Source organism: Sulfophobococcus zilligii, from assembly GCF_055398255.1.
The window spans coordinates 1,186,478-1,209,364 of record NZ_AP042406.1; the positions used below are offsets into that span (position 1 = coordinate 1,186,478).

A 22,887-nucleotide genomic window follows, 5' to 3' on the forward strand; every position below is an offset into this window, starting at 1 on the left:
TTTAACCTCTATAAACTTAACACTTTGAGGATAAAGGACGGTGCTGTTTATATGGATGACGCATTGGAAACAGAATTTCCCGTACACTGGATTAGTAAAGAGGCAAGGTATAAGATAATTGATATAATGCTCTCAACAAGGAGTATAACCGAGCTAGCTAGAGTTCTCGGTATTTCACCTACAGCTGTTAGAAAATACGTTAAGAGAATAGCGCATCCAAGCGATACTGTATTAGCAAGAGCTATTGAACAAGCCGAAATGTATGAAAAAGCAGCAATAATTGAAGTAATAATAAACGATTTGCTAGAAGCAGTTGCAAAACTCTATAAATCAGTAGACGACAAGTATAAAGAGGAAATTAGAGAGAGACTTGCTACTATACTAGGGGCGGGGATTTGCTAGGAGATTTATTTTTATCCAGTGGTAGACTCGTTGAAAACTACAAGTTTCTCTACGAGTACTTGAAAAAATGTAGAGAGCGAGGACTTGACTGTAGCCAGTTACTACCATCAACAAGCATACTAAGTGAAATACAGAGAAAAGTAGAAACTAGTCAACAATCCTTTAATGAACTAGTTGAATACATTAAAAGCATTCACAGTAAAAACATTGACTGTAATTTATGCATAGAAGTCTTTAAACAAGTATATGGATTAAACGCATCGTGTGAAGAGGCAATGCAAGTACTACTTACACAGCTTGCAGCATGGTATATTGAAATACTCGAAACACTTGGCCTGGTTAAAATAAGATTTGCGTGGAAGCCATGACTAGTACAAATATAGCTAGACTAGTAGAGAAAATAGCAAACTACTTAAAGAGAGAAAACATACTAGTTAAATACTGTGAAATACGAGAGAAAAAATCAAAATACGAAATAATACTTAAACTAGACAAAAACATTGCAGATTTATCAACTATAAAAATAATATATAGTAGGGGAAAACGTGGGAGTATAAGGGTTTACACTGGTCGTACAAGCTTCGACTTGAGGCTTAAGAGATTTATAAATAGAGAACTGAGCAGAATGGAGGATCAAAATGAAACCACCACACAAGAATAGAATACAGGCAGCAGTAACTATTCTAAGCGAGTTAACTAAGCAACTAGACAGTATAGATAGAGCAAAAGCAGTGAGTGTATTGAAATCAATGTATGAATCAAGGAAAATACAGCCAATAAGGGGAAAGTCGCAGCCACCGGATTTATACGATAAGGAAATGGCTACTCTATATGTAATAGGAAAATATGGATTAAAACTAGACCAGGATTACCCAGAACTATTCAGTAAAATCTTCTATATTGAAGAAGCGCTTGAAGAAGCATTAAACGATATAATGTCTTCTAATCTCGAAGTAGCAAGAGAGAAATTGAAGAAGATATCGTCTTCTGGAGTTGTAGATAGCAATACAATAGCGAGGCTTTTAAGACTACCATTAACCAAACTAATGTTTGGTTTTCTCGGGGAAGACGAATTTAAAAACATACTACACAAAGTACTCGAAGCATTCCCCGAAGAAGAGAAAACAGTGAGAAACTACGCTAGATTCTTTATAGCATTTAAACTAGCAGAAGCAATATACAAGGGCGAAGTTAAAACTAGAGAGGAAAAAGAAGCTTTAAAGAAAGCAATAGCTATTAGAATAGGTTTCCCAAAGTCAACGCCAAGCGATGACTATATAGCTGCAATTGCCAAACAAGTATTCAATGTAAACGAGAAAACACTAGAGAAAATACTTGGTTCAAAGAAAACTACTAGTGAAGGACAGGAGAGAGAAGAAAAACGTGAATTCATACAAGATGATTCTAATACTCCTCTAGGAGAATAAATTTTCTTTTAAACTCAACACAATATACTACCTACATAGTATAGGTGGTATTGATGAGTAAAATAGATGAGCTCCAATTAAAACCCGGATTAACATGTATTGAAGAATACATTGTTACAGAAGAACACACCGCTAAACATATAGGTAGCGGTGAAGTCTCTGTATTGTCTACGCCCAGCATGATTTTATTCATGGAGAGAACGAGTTTAAACTGCGTTCAAAAACACCTTCCAAACGAGTATACAACAGTAGGAACTATGATATCTGTTAAACACTTAAATCCAGCACCTATAGGCGGCGTTGTCAGAGTTGAATCAAAACTCGTATTGGTTGATGGAAGGAGACTGGTATTCGAAGTAAAAGCATACTACAAAGATATATTGATTGGAGAGGGGCAACACGAGAGGTTTATTGTAAACAGAGAGAAATTCATGGAGAAAGTAAAGAAAATACTATTGGAGAAAGACAAGTAGATGTTTCAATTGATTGAAACGATCTGGAACTAGTAGAAACAAGGATCAATCCTAGTTTCAATTATTGTTTCAACACATCCCTTATTTTAAACAAACACCCTACTCTGTAATTGGGTGTGAAAAATGAAGGTAGTAGGTATAACTCTAAGTCTATTAATAGTATTTACACTAATAACACCACTAGTTGCAATAATACATGCCGAAACACCTCAACCACCAAACGAGCCAGTAACAACAGAAGAACCACCAAGAGACATGCCAGTATTCGAGTTTAGAGGATGGGGTAGGATTAGAACTAGTATTATATTCAACATGGACTTCAACGAGGTATTAGAATTCGCCTATACAATTAGAAACATTACGTATTCACTATACGAGTGGGAGCTACAATACAATGTAACAGCAGCTAATGTATCAATGAGGCTCGGCGATAGATTTCTAGAGAGAGCATTGAATACAAGTAGTGAACAACCACACAGAGCAAAAGTATACGCCTATGCCAGCTGCAATACACTACTCGCACATACCAGTATACGCTCATCCAGTACTAGGTGAAGTAGTAAGGAGTAATCTAGGAGAAAACGAGACTATAACAGAAGAAACAGTAAAAGCAGTAATCAATGTATCAAGTGAATTAAAGAATATAGTATTAAACGCTGTAGACTACGCGTCTAGCAAGGGATACAATACTACTCTTGTAGTAAAAGTAATTGAGTGGGCGGACGAGAAACTAGAAAACGCCACTACTACACTAGAGGGTGGAAATACAACACTCGCATTTAGACTGGCAGTCTGGGCTTATAGAGGATATGTAAGAGCATACACTATACTTGTAAAATCAGTATTTACTCAATTCGTAAAGACAACATATGAAAACCTAGTAGAGCCCCGCGAAGAAGTAGTTAGAAAAGCCATAGAGGCTCTACCAGCCAGAGTGAGAGAAGCGATCAAAGCAAAAATACAGATGGGTGAAGTAAAATCCATGAGAGAACTAGTAGAGAAATACAAAGAAGAAGCACGTGAAATAAGAGAACGAATACATGAAAAAGAAAAACAACAATTAAAAGAAGTAGTAATGAGTAAAATAAGAGAACTAAGGAGAAGCAATCCACGAGTCAATATTCCAGACCAGGAAATTGAAAAAATAATTGGTGAATACTGGGGAAAGGGGTATAGAGGTCTAGAACTAGCTAGAAAAGTTATATCTGCAATAGAAGAGAAGCTGAGAGAACAGGGTTTTAGAGGACCATTATTTCCCGGGTTTAGAAAGTAAATAATTCTTTTTTACTCAGCTCTCTTATTACTTTTTGACGCGTAAACTATTATTTGGTCGGGCATTTCACTCGACGTGTATTCTACGATCTCGTTGAAACCAGCTCTATATAAAACTTCTTCGACTTCAAAAGTATCAACTTGGTCTAAGTGAACTTCTACTACAATAGTTTCAACACGTTTCAATTCGTCAATACTTTCCAATAATATGTCTTTCTCTAGTCCTTCTAAATCTAGTTTTACAATATCGAGATATCCAATACTACGTAGTAAACTACTCATTTTTACACATTTCACCTCTATGGACTCTATTACACTAGTATAGTATTCAACGTGTTCGCGAATCGTCGATGATACAGCAGGGTATTCACCAATATATAGTTTTACAAAACCATTACTTGGGCATACAGCGTAAGGAATTAGAATAGTGTTTGAAGCACTATTTACAACAATATTACTATGTAGAACTGAAAGTATTCTTTTATTGGGTTCTACCGCGTAGACAACACCACTCAAACCAGTAAGAATAGATGATGATACAGTATAGAAACCCAGAAAGGCCCCGACGTCGAGGACACGGTGTCCGCTCTTCGGTATAGCCCATGGTATGCCATAGTAGTCGCAGTCTATTAATACGTGTTCTAGGTTTTTCAAGGCCCAGTCAGCATAATCCAGTGGAATAGTAAACTCGAGTTTTCTACCCGCGAATCTAACGCGGATAGAAGTGTATTTAGCGCCGAGTAATCGTTGTAGAAGTAGTAGTCTACTCAGCAACACACTCCTAAATAGGCGGGCAGTATTGGTATCACTACATAGATTTTCCTTCAACTCACTCTACACCTCTAAAATCCGAGTTGATTATACCTAAATAAAACTACTTCAACAACTCTATGGGAATTTGTATAGTCTAATTTGTATTTGATGATTACTCTCCATGGAATTTTCTATATGGATCTTCTAGGAAAAATCCTTGTCTACACTTTGGACATACAACTAGAATTGGTCTTTCTCTTTCTTCTCTCTCTATTTTCGAGTCAACTACGTAGAGTGTTGTTTCATATAGGTAGTCAAACTCGGCTGAGTCTCCTTCAAACCCACAATAAGGGCATTTCAACTTCAAAAAACCACCTTTTCCTTGTTTAACCTTTGATTTACGAGTGATTTATACTTATTCTCCTGTAATTGCTTGTTCAAGGCATTCTTCTATTGTTAACTGGGTTGGTTTGGAGAGATTCTTTTTTACACGTTCGCCCTCTAAGAGGTGTCTTTGAACTTCACACAACCATGTATCAATGTATGCTGGGTCCCAGAATTCCGCCCACCAGTAGTCGCTGTCTAGTGCATGCCAAAGGGCCCATCTCGCTCTCTGCGAGTATTCATCTCTACCATGTTTTTCCTCGTAGTTTCTCAGTTCTTGATATGCTTTCCTGGCTTTCTCCCAGTAGTATGGTTGTCTATTTACTTCTCCATTCCACTTTGTAAAACCACATAGCCATGTTGTTGTTGGTATGTGTGTGAGTGTTCTTCTAGCTGGATACTTGTTTACTACTTCTCTGTGGTTGCTTGTTTCAAAGTATTTCTTTGACTGTATTTTAACCAGGTATTCTACTAGTTTATCGTAGTAGAATGCTGTTAGTGGTGAATTCTTCGCGAATATCATCCAGTTTTCTCCATCAAGAGCTATTGTTAATACACCGCCCATTCTAGTTTTCTCCGCGATTAAATATGCTAGTTCATATGCTGCTCTCCACGCTTGTGCTTCGTTTTTAAAGTTGTTTTTAAAGCTTAAGTGGTTGCTTAAATCAGTATCTCTAAAGAACACTATTATCTCGCCGTGGCCTCCTCTAGCAATATATGGTTCTAAGTGTCCTGATTTATCTCCTTGTGAACCAGTAAAATGGCATTTCTCATCGAGAACTGTATACTCTAACCCTAACTCGCTGTATATGTCAATCATTTTCATGGAGAATGCCATTTCAGGAGTCCAAATGCCTCTCGGCTCGACTCCAATAATGCTTCTTGTTACTTCTATTCCAAAAGCTACTTCATCTCTTACAATATCATTCATCCCCAAGTAGTCGACGAGAAATCCACCTATTGTATGAGCATAAATACTTGTTAAAACATCGATCTGCCCTCTCTCAACGCTCTTTCTATATAATTCAAGTGTTTCCAAGACTAATTCAGCTGTTTTAGAATTCGATGGAATCCACTCACCATTCTCTAATTGAACTCCACGTGTAATTAATTGATGCCATTGAGCTAGAAGACTAGGGCTGAGATTATATGTACACTTGTAATCCCTGTATTTCTCGAGTATAACTGCGTGGTAGTGATATGGGCCCCTACCATATGGTGCTAGCTCTTCATCTACAACATGTTTAAACGCCCAGGTATACCGGTATCTCCCATTTGGGAGATAGCCTGGTGCTTGGTGGTGGTGCCAGGTTAACACTACGTATCTATCAATAGATTCTAGTGTATCACCATACACTATGTATTTAACACTATCTAGTAGTCGCGAGCCACTCACTAATTTGATTTCATATCGACCGGGTATCCGGGGCGTCTGGTATTCGAGTGTATATACAACGTTTACACCTGGTTCTAGTTTAATACTAGCCTTGGAGAAGATACCCTTGTAATCTCTAAACTCTACTTCTAATTCCTCTTCGACACTGGCATGAGAGACAATGTATACTTCTGCTAGCTCGCCGGTAGAATAGACTGGAGAGTCGAGTACAATATATATATCTTGGCTTGCCATGTTATCTCCTACTACCTCTACTAGGAGTAATTAATGCAAACAGTATAATATCTCTTGTTAACTAGAGAATCCGGGCTGAAAAGTTTTGGGGTTGTATGGGGGGTTTATTGTTGGTTGGGGTGTTGTGGGGGAAGTTGTGTAGTATTGGAGACTGTGGGGTGATGGGGGCATTGCTCCAAGCCCTGCGGGGATAAACGTAGATGGGAGCCCCGTGCCGTTGGGCTCGACCGCCACCCATGACTCCATAGAGATAACTAAAGCCCTGTGGGCGAGGTGGAAGTCCCTAAAGGCAACCCCCGAAAAACCCAAAAACAATAAAGAATGACCCTCTAGGGACAAACGGCTATACTAATATCCAACTAGGTCTGACCTCCTCCCCGCCCTGAAGAGCGAGGCTTTCAGTTGTAAAGACACTGTTTTCTAAGTCTACTTATCTCCAACTACGCGTTTAATGAGTGTAATAGAAGTATATTAAGGGGGCGTTAAATATTCTTAAATGGTAAGAGTGCTTTTAATAACTAATACTTAACTTACAAGGTGTGTGTTTTGCACAAGTATCACTCGGTAAAAAGAGTAATTGGACAATCTGATTTAATTGGAGTAATAATATTAATAGGTGCTGTTTTAGTTATAGGTGTAACATTTGCTAGTGTAACGTTAACTAATGTATTGAGTTTTACTAGTATTAACCAGGTAAAAACTATTCTCATGGAAGACCAGTCTACTCTTGTATTATATGTAGAGCGAGAGAATCAAACCCATGTGTGCCTAGGTCTCTTGAGGACTCTTCCAGATTATAGACTATATGGTTTTGGATTACTATCGGAGGATTTAAAGCAAGACTTGTCAAGTGCAATTATCACACCCATACCAGGCGTCTTCAGGTTGGAAAGCACTGACTCGAATAGAGTCTACCGGCTATATCAAGGCGAATACTATTCTATTCCAATAAAGGGAAGGATAAACGTGTATTTACTAACAGATCAAGGGGTTAGAGAATACATTCTCAAACAAAAACCACTATTAATATGCATAGATAAAACCATTCTTGAAACAAATGGATACTTCATGGTTTTTTCATTTGTTAACAACGAGCTCTACGAGGTGAGGGGTTGGTATGTCACAAGTCAAAAAGCCTAGAAGGGGACAGGCGGAAATAATAGGAGCTGTAATAGCAACTGGAGTAATGCTTCTAGCAATAACCGCTATGTTCTACTCAATTATACGCCTGCAACAATCTACATCTGACGCCTACGCTAAGAGAATAGCTTTTGAATCAGAGAGGACACTAGAAAAACTAACTGTTAGACACGACCCATCGAACAACAAATGTATAATCAACAATACGGGAGGCGTAGACATACGAGTTGTTAGAGTGTGGATTTCAGACATAGAGTTCAGAGATCCCGTTGAAATAGGCTTTCCAGCAATTATACGTAGAGGAGACGTTATCACCAACTACAAACTCGAAGATGCACCAGTAGCAATAGTTACTAGTCGTGGAAACGTATTCGAGGTAAAACCGGAGTGTGAGAGACAAGCATATGGTAGAACCATAATAGAGGTAATATATGGCAATGCAACTGGATTTATATCCTCTCAAAACATAATAGGTACATATAGACTTACAAGCAATCAATCATGTATAGAATACACTGTAGAAGGCATAGCGAAAGAGGAGGATGTTGTTTTAATTTACAAAAATGATACACAATGGATATATCATAGATGTAATCCTAACGATCCATCAACATATGGTTGGAAAGTAGTACTAATCCCCTCTCAATCAGAAATCAATATTGCTCCGGATTTAGATAGGAGTAGAATTAATGAAGTCATAGTAGCAATAAACAAAACAGATAAAAAACAGGGTAGTGACGTGGTCAAATTATTGGAGGTAGGAGAATCAAAGAGTAAACCCAATTTAACTCTAATACTTTCATTTTACAACATAATAAGAATAAGGAATGCCACGGATGCTGTTACTATATTCTATAAGTTCGTGATTCAAACAAGTGGAGGTGGTAAACCTCATCAGATCGCGTTTTCACCCTACATTTCCCTAATTTTAGCAAATCAGAGTGGTGTTGTATATTCAGCCCCAGGAAGTGTCTCAGTTAGTAGTAGTAGTCAAGATGTCGTGGTAGTAACAGGCTATGTTGTATTTCCACGGTATTTCTACTACTTTGTAGACGGTAATTATAACATAGAAATAACTTTAAAAATCGATGCTTCAGCGGGAAGTACCGGAGTAAAATCGGTAAGACTAGAATATATTGCTATTACAGGTGCTGATATTCTCTGGCTTCCACTACCTTAGTCTACATTCTCATAAATCTTTTTATTTTATGGTATTCTTGAATCCCTTGTTATACTTGTATTACATATTCCATTACTGGGTATATTGTGCCCGATCTGAGGTATAGTCTAATAGTGTATTTTGTTCCATGGGTGTATTCTCTACTTAGTTGTATATTAAGTGTCTTGCATTCTCCTGGTTCTACTGTGAGTGGTTGGTTGAAGGCTAATTGTTCGATGCCGTGTACTTCTATTTTGTATATCTCTGCTACTCCTTCTCCTATGTTTTCTACTGTGAGGTTTAGAAACCATGAATTGCTTGTTTGATTGTAATACATTGTTGCATCTCGTATTTTCAGTATTTCCGGCTTCCAACGCATTGACTCTATTGTTGTTTTTATCCACACAATGCCTATTGTTGTCATGGTTATTGCTACTCCGAGTAGTATGATTAATGCAAAAAACCTCTCCAAAACTATACACCTATAAATGAGAGTGTTGCGAGTAGTACGGCTATAGATATCATTGTTAGTATTGTTGCGTGGAGGAAGCCGGCTGCTATTGTTGTTTGTGATGCCTTGCCGGCTACTATACCCATGATATATGCATTGATAATACTGCCCTCTGCCAACACGTAGACCATTGGAGCAACGGTTGCAAGTGGGAGTTTTGCTAGTGAGAGCAACATGTAGAGTATGATAATGGGCATTGATGCGAGCATTATTGCACCGAAATATGGTAGTATTAACTGGCTCCTCATTTTCCTCCTTGTTTCCTCTTCGAGCTCGCTTAGAGACTGTGTAAACCTAGCGAGTGTTTCTATGATTTCTGGTGAACCACCACCCACGATAATAGAGTCTACAAGGAATCTAAAAGACGCTATTACAAACCAGTCTTTAATACCCTTTAATGCTTTTCTAAGTGATTCTTCTAAGTTAATACCTATTGAAATAGCTGACGAGGCTCTCTCAACAATAGGTGTAAGGTTTCTATAGTCTCTACTTGAAACCATAACTATACATTTCTCGGGGCTTAAACCAGTCTTTCTCAGCTCAGCGAGGTCTCTTAAAAAGTCAGCGGTGGATCTTACAAGTCCTTTTTGTCTCTTAACTATAGACCTGTATTTCAAAGCTGGTGGTAGTGAGGCTGTGGCAACTCCAGCCGCTACACCATATAATAGTGGTTTTAAGTATTGTAGTTCTAGTTTGCCCTGGAATAACGGTGCTCCACCAGTAGCCAGAATTACCACTACAGCTACAATTAGCGATATTGGAATCCCCTCCAATAGTACAGTATATACTTCTCTATAGCTAACTGGTGTTCTAGGGGCACTCATATGTGTAGCAAACAATACTCCAAAACCAATCATTGGAAGCGCTATAAAGTTATAAATAGCGGGAAAAGTTACATCTATTTGAACACCCATACCACCTCCAGGTTGTGCTGACGCTTGTGCAGCTGTTAGAGCTGCTTGAACTGCAAAGAAAACAAATAATGTAACTGATAATACTACTCCAAACACAGTGTATAATTCAAGATAAGTTGTTAGTCTTGCAATAATGTTTTTAACTTCTTCTGCACGTACCTCTAGGATTTCTCTAGCACGTGTCTCTAAGTAGTGAACTACATCTCCACCACTCTTCAGTGTCGTTGTATAACCAAGCATTATATCTCTAAATCTTGGATATGGATGGTTTAATGCTACTTGTTCTAGTGCTGTTACAGGGTCTTCTCCAAGAGTTCTCATTCTAGTTATTACTCTCTGTGCTTCTTTTCTAATCCCCTTGAAGATTCTGAGTTGTGCTACTCTCTCAATTGTCTTTTCTAGACTATATCCACCCTTAGACATTGTTGCAATGTAAACCATGAAGAACGGAAGCTCGTTTTCTGTTTGTACTCTCCTCGAAGATGAAGCTAGATAGGGTGTGGCGAGAGTACTAGTAAGCGTAATAATGGGGATTAATACAACTATTACTATTCCTAAAACCAGTGAAACTAGATCTAGTTTTACTAGAAGTGTAAGCAATATAAATGACAATATGCTAGCAATAGCTGATACAGTAGTTAAAGCCATTACAATAGCTCCAAATTTATTTGGATGTATATTCAAACCTGCCTTTGCAAATAAATGGTGAAATTCAAATGTTTTAGCTAGACTTCTACCTGGTTTATCAAAAAGCGTCATTGCAAATGCTATGAAAATATCTGTGAATCTAATATTTACATACTTTCTTACAACTTTCTCTGCTTTTCTTTCTTTATCCTCTCTTTTCTTATTCCTTTTAGAAAGGGAGAACAACTTGGATAGTTTATTGGGCAATTCCAGTCACCCCTATTTTCTCGAGAACAGATTTGGGGTTTTTGTAGTAGTTGTGGATGATTAATGATACGTCTCTATATGCTGTTATCTTCTTTTCTCTCATCCACTCTATAACTTTTTTTCTACGTTCTATTTCGGCTAGTATCTCGTCTTCGCTCCAACCAGTCAGCTCTCTTACTTTTCTTACAACGAGCGAGTTTCTAAGGTCTCCGTTTACTTCGTGTTTATCTTCAAGTGGATTCCATGTAAATACCTCTCTATAATCATTGTAGTCCCATACCTCCCAGACATTGGTTACTCTTCTAACAGGCCTTATCCTTCCTTTCTCGTCTCTCTTCTGTACTCTCTTGACAACTAGTGCAATGTTAATTAGTGGGATATAAGATTGCGGTATATTCATGGGTGGAGAAGTTAGCCTCTTAACAGCGGCGTCTATGTGCTCAGCGTGTAGTGTAGTCATACCACTGTGGCCGGTTGCTATCGCCTGGAACAACACATATGCTTCTTCACCTCTAACCTCACCGACGATAATGACGTCTGGACGATATCTCAGTGATAGCTTCACAAGGTGGAATAGTGATATCTCGCCAATACCACTCCCGACAAATGATGGACGTGAAACCAGCTGGACCCAGTTCTCGTGAGGTAGCCTGAGCTCTGGTGTGTCTTCGATCGTCACGATTTTATATGTTGGCCTCAGTAGTGTTGCTAGAGCGTTAAGCATTGTTGTTTTACCAGCACCCGTTACACCCATAATCAATGTTGTTAATTTGTAATCCATTGCAAGCCAGTAATATGCAGCCATTTCTGGTGAGAGGTTTCCAAAACTAACAAGGTCTATTATTGTCAAGGGTGTTTCACTGAATTTTCTAATTGTAAATGTAGATCCAGAGGTTGAAGTCTCTCTCTTAAATGTACATGCTAATCTGTGACCACCGGGTAGAATGGCGTCTAGTATTGGATAGGCTACTGAAATGTGTTTTCCAGCCATGTGTGCTAGTTTTACAACGTATTCGTCTAGTTCTTCCTCGGTTGTAAACACGATATTTGTTGGAATAGACTCGTATCTCCTGTGCCACACGTATACTGGTCTACCAACACCATTACATGAAATGTCTTCAATGTAGGGGTCTCTGAAAATGGGGTCTAGTACTCCATAGCCAATAACATCTCTTTCAATATAGTACATTATTTTACTCCATGTTAAACCGGGAGTTCTAGTCATTTTAATCTGGAATTCAGTAATTATTTTCCTCGCGGTTTTCCTTATAACATTTGCAATATCTATGTCGAGTCTAGAGATTGGTTTAAGTTCCCATATTAAGTGTTCTTTTATCTCATTATACAATCTTTCCTCCTCGGGTGTTAACGAGATTTCTTGAACTTCGTATATTATCTTTCCCTCAGGGTCTTCTACAATATTTATATATGCAAATGGCTCGTAAACGGGGTATGTTTCAATAATTGTGTGTTCTGGTAGAGCGCTGTATAGTTTGTGTGTATACTTTTTGACTGGAGCTTGCACCTGGGTTTCTTCTTCAACTACTCTTTCTTCTTCTTTCTTTTTTCCACGCTCTCTCAGTAGCTTCTTTAGAGGACCAACATTAATTTTAAACTGTCTTTTCAATGAGCACTACCCCTCAAAATACTAAGTGTTATTTAAGGATAAAAAGCTATATATTTTATTTACCTATATTTTCTTCAAGAATAATATGGTGGAGTGAATAAATACTATTTTGGTGTAAATAAATGACGCTTCGAAATACAATTAGAGTTAGACCATTATTGAGTATATTGATAATTCATTGCATTCTCACCTATATCATTGCATTCTCACCTATAATGAATACTCAAACGACTAGAGTATATGCTTATAGAGAAGATCTAGGTCAACTTGGAATTCAACCATGGCAGGTTAGAGTATTAGACCATAATAGAATATTGTTGATTGGGTCGGTTGGTGGAGTATACGGTGTTGCAGTATTAAACATTGAAAAACCAGGTCTACAAATAGAAGATATATATCCACTTACAGGAGCACCCATACAAGTAGCTATTAATGGATATCCCCTTTCTAGAATTGCTGTGGGGACAGATAAAGGAGAAATACTAATTTTAAATGTACAGAGAGGGAGAATAACGAAATACGTATACATTGTTTTAGGAGCAGATTTCACTATTACAAAAATGTTTCTAGCTAGAACAACAACAGATAACTATATAGTTGCAACTCTTCTACAAGACTCCGCAGGCATTAAACACATATATGTACTAGACGAATATGCAAACGGTATACTTAAAATTAGCCCCATTCCAGGAAACGCAACAGTAACTTGTCCAATACCTGTAAACTCAACAATACTTGATTTCACAGTTCTCGTAATACATGATAATACAGGTTACTACTATGATGCTTCTAACGCCATAGTAGCTCTCCGAGTAATGAAGCAAGTAGTAACTAATGAAACCGAAGAAGAAATACCAGTAGTTATGTTGGCTACATATGATCTCACAAATACACCTAGTGATTGCTCGCTTAAGTCTATTGAAGAAACAGAAATTCCAGAAAGAATAAGTGACCTATTAGCGATTCGAGGATCCGACGAATCCAATGTTAAAATAATATTTACTAAACCCGAAGGTTTTGTTAGCATTGTAGAGGGAAAACTTCAACCAAATCTGTCGCTGAAACCTCCAATAGATGATTATGTAGGTCCTGGAGCGAAGATCGTCACAGGTATTACAAATAAAGATGGGAGTTACTTTATAATCGGACTAAGTGATGGAAGAGTGAGACTCTATACTAGAAGTGGCGATGTATATAGATTGAAGTATATATATCAACTAGGAGTAAGCTTAGTCAATTTATTAGCAGTACCCGGATCAACCAAATATACCTATATAGCTTTTACTACTAGTGGTATACAGGTAATGAATGTAGAACCATATCCAATCCCCTTGTTTAGAGCACAGTGGTCACTAATGCTTACATCACTAGGCTATATTTATGGTGATGCAACCAGCGACCTTAAATTAATAGTGTTTATCGATGGTCAGGGTTTAACAATAGTCAAAAATGCTGATATACTAGCTAAGCAGGATATAATAACAACTCTAAACGACATAATGAGTAAAACAATAGATATACGCTTTGCAACGACTAACTTACCAGATATTCTGGGTGGTAAGTTAATAGTTGAAACACCTGAAGGTGTAATTGAACGAGATATTACGACTGGATTAATAAGATTAACAAATATAATACCAGGTGAAACATACACTGTAGAATTTATTTCTCCAACAAAACACATATATAATGGTTCATTTAAATTCACTGTAGACAGAGCCTCTAGAGTAAACATTATAGAATCAACAAATATGACAGTACAAGCAGTAGATTCATCCATTATAATTACTGTAAAATACTATGAGTATATCGTCAATCTATCTCTCGTTGATGTTTATGGAGTAGTAGGAACATTCGAAGTATATGTAGATGGAGTAAAATATGCAGACAATGTAAGAGATAGAGTCTCTTTGAAAATACCATACGGAACACATGTTGTTAAAGTAGTTCCCAAACCCGAAGACACTAATAAATATGAGAGCTGGGAGAAAACAATAACCGTCACCGAAGACACAAATATACTAGTTACTTTAATGAGAAAATCGTATAGAGTAAGAATAATGGTTTCAGAGAGTGGTGTACCGATAAAGAACGCCTGGATAGAAATATATGATGTACATACAAATACATTGAGAAACATACTTACAACCAATGAAGATGGAGTGGCCGATACGACGCTTCTATATGGAGTATACAGTATTATAGTTAAACATCCACAATACCAAGAAATAAATATAGTAGTAGCTGTAGATAAAGACAATATCCCGGTATCTGTCTCCCTATCACCAACAATAACAACACTACTCACCAGGTTTTCACCAATTATAGGGTTGTTAATCGCAGTAGCGGTAATAGCGATTGTACTCTTGAGAGTTAGAAAAGCAATAGTGGAAAGACTGGGAATTGAAGAAGTATTCTAAAAACATTATTTTATAGTTTATTTTTCTACTAGGCGAACTTTAATAGGATTGTTTTTGGTAATCCATCAACATAGACAACAGTTATTTTTACATTTAAATCGCTTAGTGGAGCAAGAGCATCTAGGTCTTTTCTCATAGCTATTAACTGTGTTAACTTAGCATTGATGTTTTCTAGTGCAGCTTCGAGGGATGCCAGTTCCTGCTCTGAGGTGGGATTTATATATACTTTTACAGTTTTAAGATTTAACTCGTTAGCTGGAGCTGTAGCAGCAACACCTAGTTTAGAGAGTATATTCTTTAACTTGTTTTCTTGTTCTGCTTTAACTCTTAATTCTTCTACTTTTCTCAAATACTCTCCAAGTATTTTTCTCAAATCAGCTATTGCATCGTCAATACTCTTTATCAACTCTGAGACACTGGTAAATTCTCTGATAACTAGAGACATATCTCTCCCCTTGTGGATTATTACCGGGATTGGTATATAAAGTTATTTTTATAGATCTATAGTCTAAGCAAATGGAAAGCTATGCATTCAGTCCACGTGTATTTAATCTCATATAAATGTTTTCTCTTGTTGGGTTTTTATTCCAGTATAGAAGTAAAGTATTATTGGTCACTTTGTCCAATTGGAAAATACTCTAATAACTAGTGGTTGAAATGAGTAGGCGTAGAATAGTTGATTCAGCTAGTTCGGATAACACATATATTTTGATTGCTAGTCGTAGTAGAATCTTTTTGTTTAATGTACTACCAATACTAGTATTCTCATTTCTTTATTTCTCAACTTACTATAGTGTTCTCAATGAGCCAGCCTCTATAAAATTGTATAGATTGTTGAGGATATACTATGTTCTCCTCTCAGGTTTCGTCCTTGGAGCTTCTGGGAGTATATTGCAGTCTGTTCTCCGTAATCCACTAGTGGATCACTACGTAATTGGTATTGGTAGTGGTGCATTGTTTGCAGTTTACATGGCAGTTTACTTTTATACATATCACCCCCTCCTCGTTGTTTTAGCGGGTGTAATTGGGGGTTTAACTGCTCTTGGATTAACTATTTTAATTGCTGATAAGTTGTCGGGTAGTGATATTGCATATGTATTGTCAGGGGTTGGAGTAGCAACACTATTTTCTGGTGCTTCTTCATTTATATTGTTTTTTATTATTGTTAAATACCCATATGCCTCTCTAATGACTACTGGTAGTTTCTCGGTAGTAGATAGTAGTAAACTAGTATATGTTCACATCCCACTACTAATTATTCTAGGTACCTACTTCACTCTTGCAAAGAAATTAAATACAGTGATATTTGGAGACGATTTCGCTAAGCAGTTAGGAGTAGATCCTAGTAAAACAAGACTTCTAGGAGTACTAGTAGCAGGCATCTCCTCGAGTATTATTGTATCTTTATTCGGTATTATTGGATTTCTCGGGTTGATAACACCACATATTGCAAGACTCCTACTTAAAACAAGCGATAATAGATTAATAATTCCATTATCAGGCACTATTGGAATGATAATACTAGCTCTAGCCGACACCACTTCACGTTCAATAACCACCATTGTATCAAGTGAAATACCAGCTGGATCGATAATATCATTGATTGGAGCACCATTCTTCCTACTTCTATTGATTTCAAGGTTTGCAAGGTGGTCTAAGTGATAGAAACACGTGGTTTAACAGTTATTTATAGACCAGGAAACATAGAGGCACTGAAAAACATTAATACCGAGATACCATTAAACACCATTGTATGTATAATAGGGCCAAACGCGTCTGGTAAAACAACACTATTGAAATCCATAGCTGGTTTAATTGAGTACAATGGAGAAGTATACATTAACGGTGTAAACACTAGGAAAATGAGTAGAGAACTGAAAAGAATTCTAGCATATGTTTCAATACTTGATTCTACAAGTGGATATCTGGGTGCACGTGTAATAGACTTATTAATTACATCTCGATATCCACTATCAAATTCATTCTATGATTCAAAAAGAGATTTAAAAGAAGTGTTAGAAATAGCAAGAGAAACAGGTGTAGTAAACCTCTTAAACCGGAGTCTCAGAGAACTCAGCGCGGGCGAAATACAGAGAATAGTATTAACAGCTGCACTAGTAAGAAAACCAAAAATACTACTACTCGACGAGCCAGACAGCCACTTAGATGTCAAGTGGAAGACGTGGCTTTCACGCTATCTCAAAGAACTATCTAAAACCTATAGTATCATAATGTCTACACACGACACAATATTTGCTTCGAATACATGTGAATACTTTCTCGTCTTGAAGAATGGTGAATTACTATTCGATGGGTGGAAACACGAACTCTATAAAAATAAATCAATTATTGAAAAAGCCTATGGCGTAGAATATAGTATAGTTGAAGTAAACAACTCGCAAATTCTTGTACCATTATACAGTGTATAAATTAATTGCCTGTATTTTCATCAATATGAAGCGCATTGCAAAGGTTGGTAATAGCTGTTAAAACAACTGCATCGTCAATATACCTCTTGTATTTCCTCCAATAGATTAATACACCATTCTTGTTCTCTACAAAATCTATTTCATTAAGGTATACTCTACGCAAATTCTCTGGGAGACCTGGAAAATCACGTGTATTGACATATACTACTCCTATAACCTCTAGTTTCCATGGGTCGCCTGTTGAAATAACAATGTAGTCTCTAAATAAAACAATGTTTTTTCTTATAGTGTCTAGTATAGATTGTTCCAGCCCTGAGTAGAGAACAGGATGGTAGTGTTTACTACTGGTTTTAAATTCTACTACATCTAGTGAATCAACTACTTGTATAATGTGGTTTGTAAACGGCGAGTTTTCAATAGTTTCAATAATCCTCCTTACACTTCTCTCTTGGAGACCTGTATACTTTGTAATAGCTATTCTTCCATATCCTGTTCTACGCATAAATAAAACAGTGTAAGTTGTCTTCTCATCTAAATCTAGTGATTTAATAGTGTTTAATGCTTTGTGTAGAATTCTACAAGTTATCAATTTATCAACCTACACCACTATTGATTTAAATACGTGGTGAACGCGTTTAAAATTATATATGGAATAGTTGGAGATGAATGATTTTAAATTTAGCCTCTATATTTATACAGGGTAGAGAGATATGGTCACGAGTTTAAAGGGAAGGCATTGTCTAACTCTAACAGAGTTTACAAAAGAGGAATTACTATTCATTCTAGATACAGCGTTTAGTTTAAAACAGAGATATCTAGCTGGCGAGAAGATAATACCTCTACTCCCAGGTAGACATCTAGCTATGATATTTGAAAAACCAAGCACGAGGACAAGAATAAGTTTTGAAACAGCAATGAGAGAGCTTGGAGGTAATCCATTATATCTAAGTGCTAGTGAACTACAATTAGCACGTGGAGAAACAATAGAAGACACAGCTAGAGTATTATCTAGATATGTTGATGGAATAACAGCTAGAGTATACGAGCACTGGAAACTAGAAAAACTAGCACAATACAGCCGTGTACCAGTTATAAATGCACTGAGCGACCTACACCATCCATGTCAAGCACTAGCAGACGTTATGACAATCATGGAGAAAAAAGGTAGAGATATCACAAAACTAAAAATAGTATTTGTAGGAGACGGTGGAGACAATGTCCTACACAGTTTAATGCTAGCTGTTGGAATACTAGGTGGAAAAGTAACAATAGCGTCTCCACCAGGATACGAACCACATCCAAGTGTAGTTAAATTATTCGAGGAATACGCGTCTGGAAGCTATGAAATAGAGAGAGACCCATATAAAGCAGTAGAAAACGCAGATGTAGTCTATACAGATGTATGGGTAAGCATGGGCCAGGAAAAAGAAAGAGAGAAGAGAGTAAAAGACTTAACACCATACCGTGTAACAGTCGACTTAATGAAACACGCCAAGAAAGACGCTATATTCATGCACTGTCTACCAGCAAAACGAGGAGAAGAAGTAGTAGATGAGGTAATAGATGGCAGATGGAGTGTTGTATGGGATCAAGCCGAGAATAGAAAACACGCTCAAAAAGGACTCTTAGCTCTTATAATCCCCTAAATTGTTCAAAGTAAGTTTTTTATTCTTATCTATCCTATATTTTTACGGTTCAATAGTGGAGTAGGTGGCATTAAATGCTCGTACTGAGAAATACAGCGAGGAAAATAGACTACTCAATTGCAGAACTAGTATTTAAAGTCTCTTCTAGTAAAACACTAACCGCTATAATAACAGGTCTACTAGTTGCATTCGCAGTAGTTCTCGGCTTACTTATTAGAACAGCGCCATTTGGACTAAATGGATTTGAATTCTTTGAGTTTGACAGTTATATCGAGTACTGGCAGGCAAAATACGTGTATGAAAACGGCCCTCTAGCATGGTATACACTTACAAGGAGTAATCCAGATACACATGTATTCTGGTATCCATGGGGGAGAGACTTTATCTATACTAGCTACCCCTTCTTCCCGCTATGGATAGGTACAACATACCACTTAGTCAAAAACTTTGGATTAACATTTGAACAATGGGCTGCACTACAACCAATTATTTTCGCTTCAGTGGCAACAATACTAGCTTATTTCGCCGCAAAAGAATTAACTGGGAGTAGAATAGCTGGTATAACAGCATCGTTTCTATTCGCTGTACTTCCATCAGCTGTTGAGAGAACAGTTATTGGATACGTTGAAAAAGAAGGAGCAGCATCAGTGTTTGTATTCCTATTTATATACTTCTATGTAAAAGCATTGAGGAACATTAGGACAACAAAGACTAATTGGATTAAATACACTATTCTAGCTGGTCTATCAATGGCTCTTATTGGATGGTTGTGGGGAGGATATATTTTCGTACTGGGAACAGTTGTAGCATTCGCTGTGTTATCTCCTTTGATTACTGGAAAGTATTTCACGAGAGAACTGGCATTAACAAACCTATTACTAGTAATCTCTGCAATGATATTTGAAATACCCTCGCCAACAAACTCTATGAGCCTAGGTATATATCCGTTCTCTATTAAGGGGCTAGCTTGGCCACTACTCTCAGCAACACTACTACCTTTAATCTACTATTATCTATCACAGGGATATAGAAATCTGGGTCTTAGAAAACCATTACTAAACCAGGCGAGATATCTAGGTGTTTTAATACTACTATTGATTGGCGGTATAGCATTAACTTCAATGGGTTTACTACCGATTGGTGGAAGACTGGCATGGGCACTTGGACTGCGATTTGTACAAGTTACGCCCCTAGTTGAGAGTATTGCTGAGCATCAATCTCCACTTATAAACCAGTATACTTTAATGAGAATGCTCCACTCTTGGGGTGCAACTATTGAAGCATTATTCTTTGCATCACCACTAATGCTGTCAATACTTGCTGTCTTCTACTTACTATACAAAGGCGAACCAGAAAAGACGTATTTAGCAATAGGTTTTGCACTAGCATTCTATTCTTACTTGAACGCTGTTTACATGATTGGAATAGCATCATATTTCGGTGTTTTAACAGCGTCTTCAATAATACCCTTTATACTCGAATACGTATTCCCCTATAGCTTAGAGTCTAAGAGAGATAAGAAGAAAGCAGGCGTGGTAGTAAAGAGGATTAGTCCAATAACTAGATTTATCGCGACACTGTTCTTTATACTCATAATAGTAAACACGGGTTACACAGCATATGCTGAGCACACATTAAATTCTAGAATAGTCTATACGTTAAAAGCTGGTGTTTCAGACCTGGGCTTCTACTCAAATAGCTGGTATAAAGCAGTTGAAACTATGAGAAATGAAATACCAAGCGATGGACTAGTAATATCTTGGTGGGACTACGGATATGGTATAACAGTAGCTGGTGGAAGAGCATCAGCAGCTGATGGTTCAACAATAAACGAGACACAAATAGGTATTATTGGATTAATACTAACTTCTAAGAGTGGAGAACAAGCAGTTCAACTTGCAAAATTACTAAATGCCCCGGTAAACAAAACCTACTTAATGATCATTGAAGGCGTAATTATAGGTGAAACAAACGATACAGTAACAATAATGCCATTATTTATTGGTAGAGGCCTCCCAGGACTCGTAGACTGGCCTAAGAGCCTGTGGATGATTAGAATTGGAAATGGAAGAGTACCAATATTGAACTCTATGGGAATAAATGCCAGCTACGTTGACACAGAGAAATTCTTTAGAGTATACAATGTATTCGGCGGTGTAATCGCGCCAAAACTCGACGACACAGAAAACACTCCATTAATATACAAGATGCTAGTAGACGCGATGTTATGGTGGGCTAGAGAAGAAAAAGGTAAAGCTGGACAGTTTATGTGGTTCACTGGAACAGAGGAATTCCTAGACTACGCTACAATAGACTACTTTAAGACACAATTAAAACTCAATATAACAAAGAGCATAAATGTTCAAGACTTAAAGTGGATTACTGAGAGACCACTAGCTAACGACGCTTATATCAAACCGTTCAAAGTAGTTGTAGAGCCATTTATAGATCCGAGAACAGGAGAGCCATTAAAATTCGGCTATACAATTGCTGATAGAAACTATGAGGGTGTAGTATACAGCGTAATAGTGTTCTATGAATTAAATATTTCTTAGAAACCCAGTTTTTCTACTTCAATACATGTCTTTGCTTTGAAAACGCTTTCCAAGTATGCTTTTTTAACTCTTTCTTTATAGTTTCTTGCTCTCGGGTGGATAATGTAGTCTACACTTGTTCCACACGACTCATTTATCTTCATGTAAACTAGCAACTCTTGGAATTCACGGTCGCCAACTACTCCAGCACCAATAGCTGTATAGCCTTGTGCAGCCTCTTTTGATATTTTTGCCCCTGGTAGTCCGCTGAGCGATTCAATTGTAAATCCACGCAGTTTCTCGACTAGTATATCTACGAATTGTCTTATTTTACCCAGTCTTCCAGTTACCACTATTGATGAAGAATTGGGTGTGGAAGAATATACTCTCATAACATCTTTTACTATACCGTCTACAAAGTGATCTAGAAGAGTTGCAAATGGTTCCTCCCCACTACTAGCTCTTGCGATGAAATCCTCGAAGTCGTAGAGACCAGTGTAGTCGAGTATACCGCCATGAAATACATCCCATCTCTCCCATGTTTCTGCCCCGGCAACTATTTCTAGGTCCATTAAACCACTTGTTAGTGTTCCACTAGAGGCTATTGTTCCACCTATACCGTCAACTATTCTACCCGATTTAACACCTATTACCCCGTAATATCCGAATCCAGCCTCTAATAGAATGAAATTAATGGAATTATATGGTATTCCATGTCTACTAGAATACTCATATACTGCTAGAAATGCGGAGGCTAGTTTGTCAGCTGTACCCATATCTACTCTATTTATCTTCCTGTAGATTGGAACAGTGGGTAAGTGCACTACTCCTGGAATAAATATAACTCTTTCTCTAAACCCCTCTACTAGTTCAACAACTGTTTTAGCGAGGGCATCGTAAACCCATATACCTATCTCTCCAGCTTCAACGCCTTTTCTAATCGCTTCTTCTGTACTCAATAATAATACTTCAACTGCTAGTTTTCGGGGATTACGTACATTTCCTCCATTATCTAGTGGTATACCATATCCAGAAGGCGCAACAATGTAGTCGGGGTTTAATTCTCCAAGAGAATCTATTAATACTCGTGGATTTTCAGCTACGAGTTTTGTTTCAAAGCTTTCTTCTTCTACAACTCTACCATTTTCTAATAAAACAATGTCGAATGTGCGTGTTCCAGGGTCTATACCGGCAACTCTCATGTAAACACCAATAACCATTGATTCAAACCCATCCTTTAAAAACCATGATTAATGGATTAATTCTAGGGGC

23 protein-coding genes are annotated in these 22,887 nt (G+C 37.4%); 14 read left to right on the top strand and 9 right to left on the bottom strand.

Annotated elements, in window-relative coordinates:
- The first annotated feature begins 51 nt into the window (after window positions 1–51).
- The 7 genes from ACZ5YP_RS06780 to ACZ5YP_RS06810 all read left to right on the top strand — a co-directional run bounded on the left by ACZ5YP_RS06780 (window position 52) and on the right by ACZ5YP_RS06810 (window position 3,575).
- Entirely contained in the window at window positions 52–402 is a 351-nt protein-coding gene (locus ACZ5YP_RS06780) for a helix-turn-helix domain-containing protein (protein ID WP_464834982.1), read from the top strand.
- Window positions 396–770, top strand: coding sequence for a hypothetical protein (locus ACZ5YP_RS06785; protein WP_464834983.1), 375 nt, complete (start codon window positions 396–398; stop codon window positions 768–770). The genes ACZ5YP_RS06780 and ACZ5YP_RS06785 overlap by 7 nt, the downstream gene beginning before the upstream one ends.
- A complete protein-coding gene (locus ACZ5YP_RS06790; RefSeq protein WP_464834984.1) occupies window positions 767–1,063 on the top strand; it encodes a hypothetical protein in 297 nt (98 codons plus the stop codon). The genes ACZ5YP_RS06785 and ACZ5YP_RS06790 overlap by 4 nt, the downstream gene beginning before the upstream one ends.
- The gene (locus ACZ5YP_RS06795; RefSeq protein ID WP_464834985.1) at window positions 1,041–1,829 is read left to right on the top strand and encodes a DUF2192 domain-containing protein; all 789 of its coding nucleotides are present in this window, start codon (window positions 1,041–1,043) and stop codon (window positions 1,827–1,829) included. The genes ACZ5YP_RS06790 and ACZ5YP_RS06795 overlap by 23 nt, the downstream gene beginning before the upstream one ends.
- 53 nt (window positions 1,830–1,882) lie before the next feature.
- A complete protein-coding gene (locus ACZ5YP_RS06800; RefSeq protein WP_464834986.1) occupies window positions 1,883–2,302 on the top strand; it encodes a thioesterase family protein in 420 nt (139 codons plus the stop codon).
- A 123-nt stretch (window positions 2,303–2,425) separates the two neighbouring features.
- Window positions 2,426–2,857, top strand: coding sequence for a hypothetical protein (locus ACZ5YP_RS06805; protein WP_464834987.1), 432 nt, complete (start codon window positions 2,426–2,428; stop codon window positions 2,855–2,857).
- Window positions 2,799–3,575 (top strand): hypothetical protein, encoded by a 777-nt coding sequence (locus ACZ5YP_RS06810; RefSeq protein WP_464834988.1) that lies wholly within the window; start codon window positions 2,799–2,801, stop codon window positions 3,573–3,575. The genes ACZ5YP_RS06805 and ACZ5YP_RS06810 overlap by 59 nt, the downstream gene beginning before the upstream one ends.
- A gap of 11 nt (window positions 3,576–3,586) precedes the next feature.
- On the opposite strand, the gene ACZ5YP_RS06815 is transcribed toward ACZ5YP_RS06810, so the two are convergent.
- The 3 genes from ACZ5YP_RS06815 to ACZ5YP_RS06825 form a co-directional block, all read right to left on the bottom strand.
- Entirely contained in the window at window positions 3,587–4,402 is an 816-nt protein-coding gene (locus tag ACZ5YP_RS06815; protein WP_464834989.1) for an FkbM family methyltransferase, read from the bottom strand.
- 97 nt (window positions 4,403–4,499) lie between these two features.
- The gene (locus ACZ5YP_RS06820) at window positions 4,500–4,694 is read right to left on the bottom strand and encodes a hypothetical protein (RefSeq protein WP_464834990.1); all 195 of its coding nucleotides are present in this window, start codon (window positions 4,692–4,694) and stop codon (window positions 4,500–4,502) included.
- Between the two features lie 48 nt (window positions 4,695–4,742).
- The gene (locus ACZ5YP_RS06825) at window positions 4,743–6,341 is read right to left on the bottom strand and encodes a glycoside hydrolase family 57 protein (RefSeq protein ID WP_464834991.1); all 1,599 of its coding nucleotides are present in this window, start codon (window positions 6,339–6,341) and stop codon (window positions 4,743–4,745) included.
- A 546-nt stretch (window positions 6,342–6,887) separates the two neighbouring features.
- On the opposite strand from ACZ5YP_RS06825, the gene ACZ5YP_RS06830 reads away from it, so the two are divergent.
- The gene (locus tag ACZ5YP_RS06830) at window positions 6,888–7,481 is read left to right on the top strand and encodes a hypothetical protein (protein ID WP_464834992.1); all 594 of its coding nucleotides are present in this window, start codon (window positions 6,888–6,890) and stop codon (window positions 7,479–7,481) included.
- On the top strand, window positions 7,459–8,661 hold the full coding sequence (locus ACZ5YP_RS06835; RefSeq protein ID WP_464834993.1) for a hypothetical protein: 1,203 nt from the start codon (window positions 7,459–7,461) through the stop codon (window positions 8,659–8,661). The genes ACZ5YP_RS06830 and ACZ5YP_RS06835 overlap by 23 nt, the downstream gene beginning before the upstream one ends.
- A 49-nt stretch (window positions 8,662–8,710) precedes the next feature.
- Here the strand turns inward: ACZ5YP_RS06835 and ACZ5YP_RS06840 are convergent, their stop codons facing one another.
- Genes ACZ5YP_RS06840 through ACZ5YP_RS06850 form a run of 3 tightly spaced genes read right to left on the bottom strand, consistent with a single transcriptional unit; the run spans window position 8,711 to window position 12,586 of the window.
- Window positions 8,711–9,112: a hypothetical protein gene (locus ACZ5YP_RS06840; RefSeq protein ID WP_464834994.1), complete on the bottom strand. Its 402-nt coding sequence runs from the start codon at window positions 9,110–9,112 to the stop codon at window positions 8,711–8,713.
- A gap of 2 nt (window positions 9,113–9,114) precedes the next feature.
- Window positions 9,115–10,959, bottom strand: a complete 1,845-nt coding sequence (locus ACZ5YP_RS06845) for a type II secretion system F family protein (RefSeq protein WP_464834995.1) — start codon at window positions 10,957–10,959, stop codon at window positions 9,115–9,117.
- Entirely contained in the window at window positions 10,949–12,586 is a 1,638-nt protein-coding gene (locus tag ACZ5YP_RS06850) for a type II/IV secretion system ATPase subunit (protein ID WP_464834996.1), read from the bottom strand. The genes ACZ5YP_RS06845 and ACZ5YP_RS06850 overlap by 11 nt, the downstream gene beginning before the upstream one ends.
- A 122-nt stretch (window positions 12,587–12,708) precedes the next feature.
- Between ACZ5YP_RS06850 and ACZ5YP_RS06855 the strand changes: the two genes are divergently transcribed.
- Complete coding sequence (locus ACZ5YP_RS06855) at window positions 12,709–15,006, top strand: hypothetical protein (RefSeq protein WP_464834997.1); 2,298 nt, start codon at window positions 12,709–12,711, stop codon at window positions 15,004–15,006.
- Window positions 15,007–15,034: 28 nt separating this feature from the next.
- Here ACZ5YP_RS06855 and ACZ5YP_RS06860 read toward each other — a convergent pair whose 3' ends face one another.
- The gene (locus ACZ5YP_RS06860) at window positions 15,035–15,451 is read right to left on the bottom strand and encodes a hypothetical protein (protein ID WP_464834998.1); all 417 of its coding nucleotides are present in this window, start codon (window positions 15,449–15,451) and stop codon (window positions 15,035–15,037) included.
- Window positions 15,452–15,663: 212 nt separating this feature from the next.
- Here ACZ5YP_RS06860 and ACZ5YP_RS06865 point away from each other — a divergent pair, with 212 nt between their 5' ends.
- Both ACZ5YP_RS06865 and ACZ5YP_RS06870 read left to right on the top strand, forming a co-directional pair.
- Entirely contained in the window at window positions 15,664–16,668 is a 1,005-nt protein-coding gene (locus ACZ5YP_RS06865; RefSeq protein ID WP_464834999.1) for a FecCD family ABC transporter permease, read from the top strand.
- Window positions 16,665–17,435, top strand: a complete 771-nt coding sequence (locus ACZ5YP_RS06870) for an ABC transporter ATP-binding protein (protein WP_464835000.1) — start codon at window positions 16,665–16,667, stop codon at window positions 17,433–17,435. Before ACZ5YP_RS06865 ends, ACZ5YP_RS06870 begins: the two co-directional genes overlap by 4 nt.
- A gap of 1 nt (window position 17,436) precedes the next feature.
- Here ACZ5YP_RS06870 and ACZ5YP_RS06875 read toward each other — a convergent pair whose 3' ends face one another.
- Window positions 17,437–18,024, bottom strand: a complete 588-nt coding sequence (locus ACZ5YP_RS06875; RefSeq protein WP_464835001.1) for a hypothetical protein — start codon at window positions 18,022–18,024, stop codon at window positions 17,437–17,439.
- Window positions 18,025–18,145: 121 nt separating this feature from the next.
- Between ACZ5YP_RS06875 and argF the strand changes: the two genes are divergently transcribed.
- The gene (gene argF / locus ACZ5YP_RS06880) at window positions 18,146–19,081 is read left to right on the top strand and encodes an ornithine carbamoyltransferase (RefSeq protein WP_464835002.1); all 936 of its coding nucleotides are present in this window, start codon (window positions 18,146–18,148) and stop codon (window positions 19,079–19,081) included.
- A 74-nt stretch (window positions 19,082–19,155) separates the two neighbouring features.
- Window positions 19,156–21,636 (top strand): STT3 domain-containing protein, encoded by a 2,481-nt coding sequence (locus ACZ5YP_RS06885; RefSeq protein WP_464835003.1) that lies wholly within the window; start codon window positions 19,156–19,158, stop codon window positions 21,634–21,636.
- Here ACZ5YP_RS06885 and ACZ5YP_RS06890 read toward each other — a convergent pair.
- On the bottom strand, window positions 21,633–22,835 hold the full coding sequence (locus tag ACZ5YP_RS06890; protein ID WP_464835004.1) for a DUF1464 family protein: 1,203 nt from the start codon (window positions 22,833–22,835) through the stop codon (window positions 21,633–21,635). The genes ACZ5YP_RS06885 and ACZ5YP_RS06890 overlap by 4 nt on opposite strands.
- Window positions 22,836–22,887: the final 52 nt, after the last annotated feature.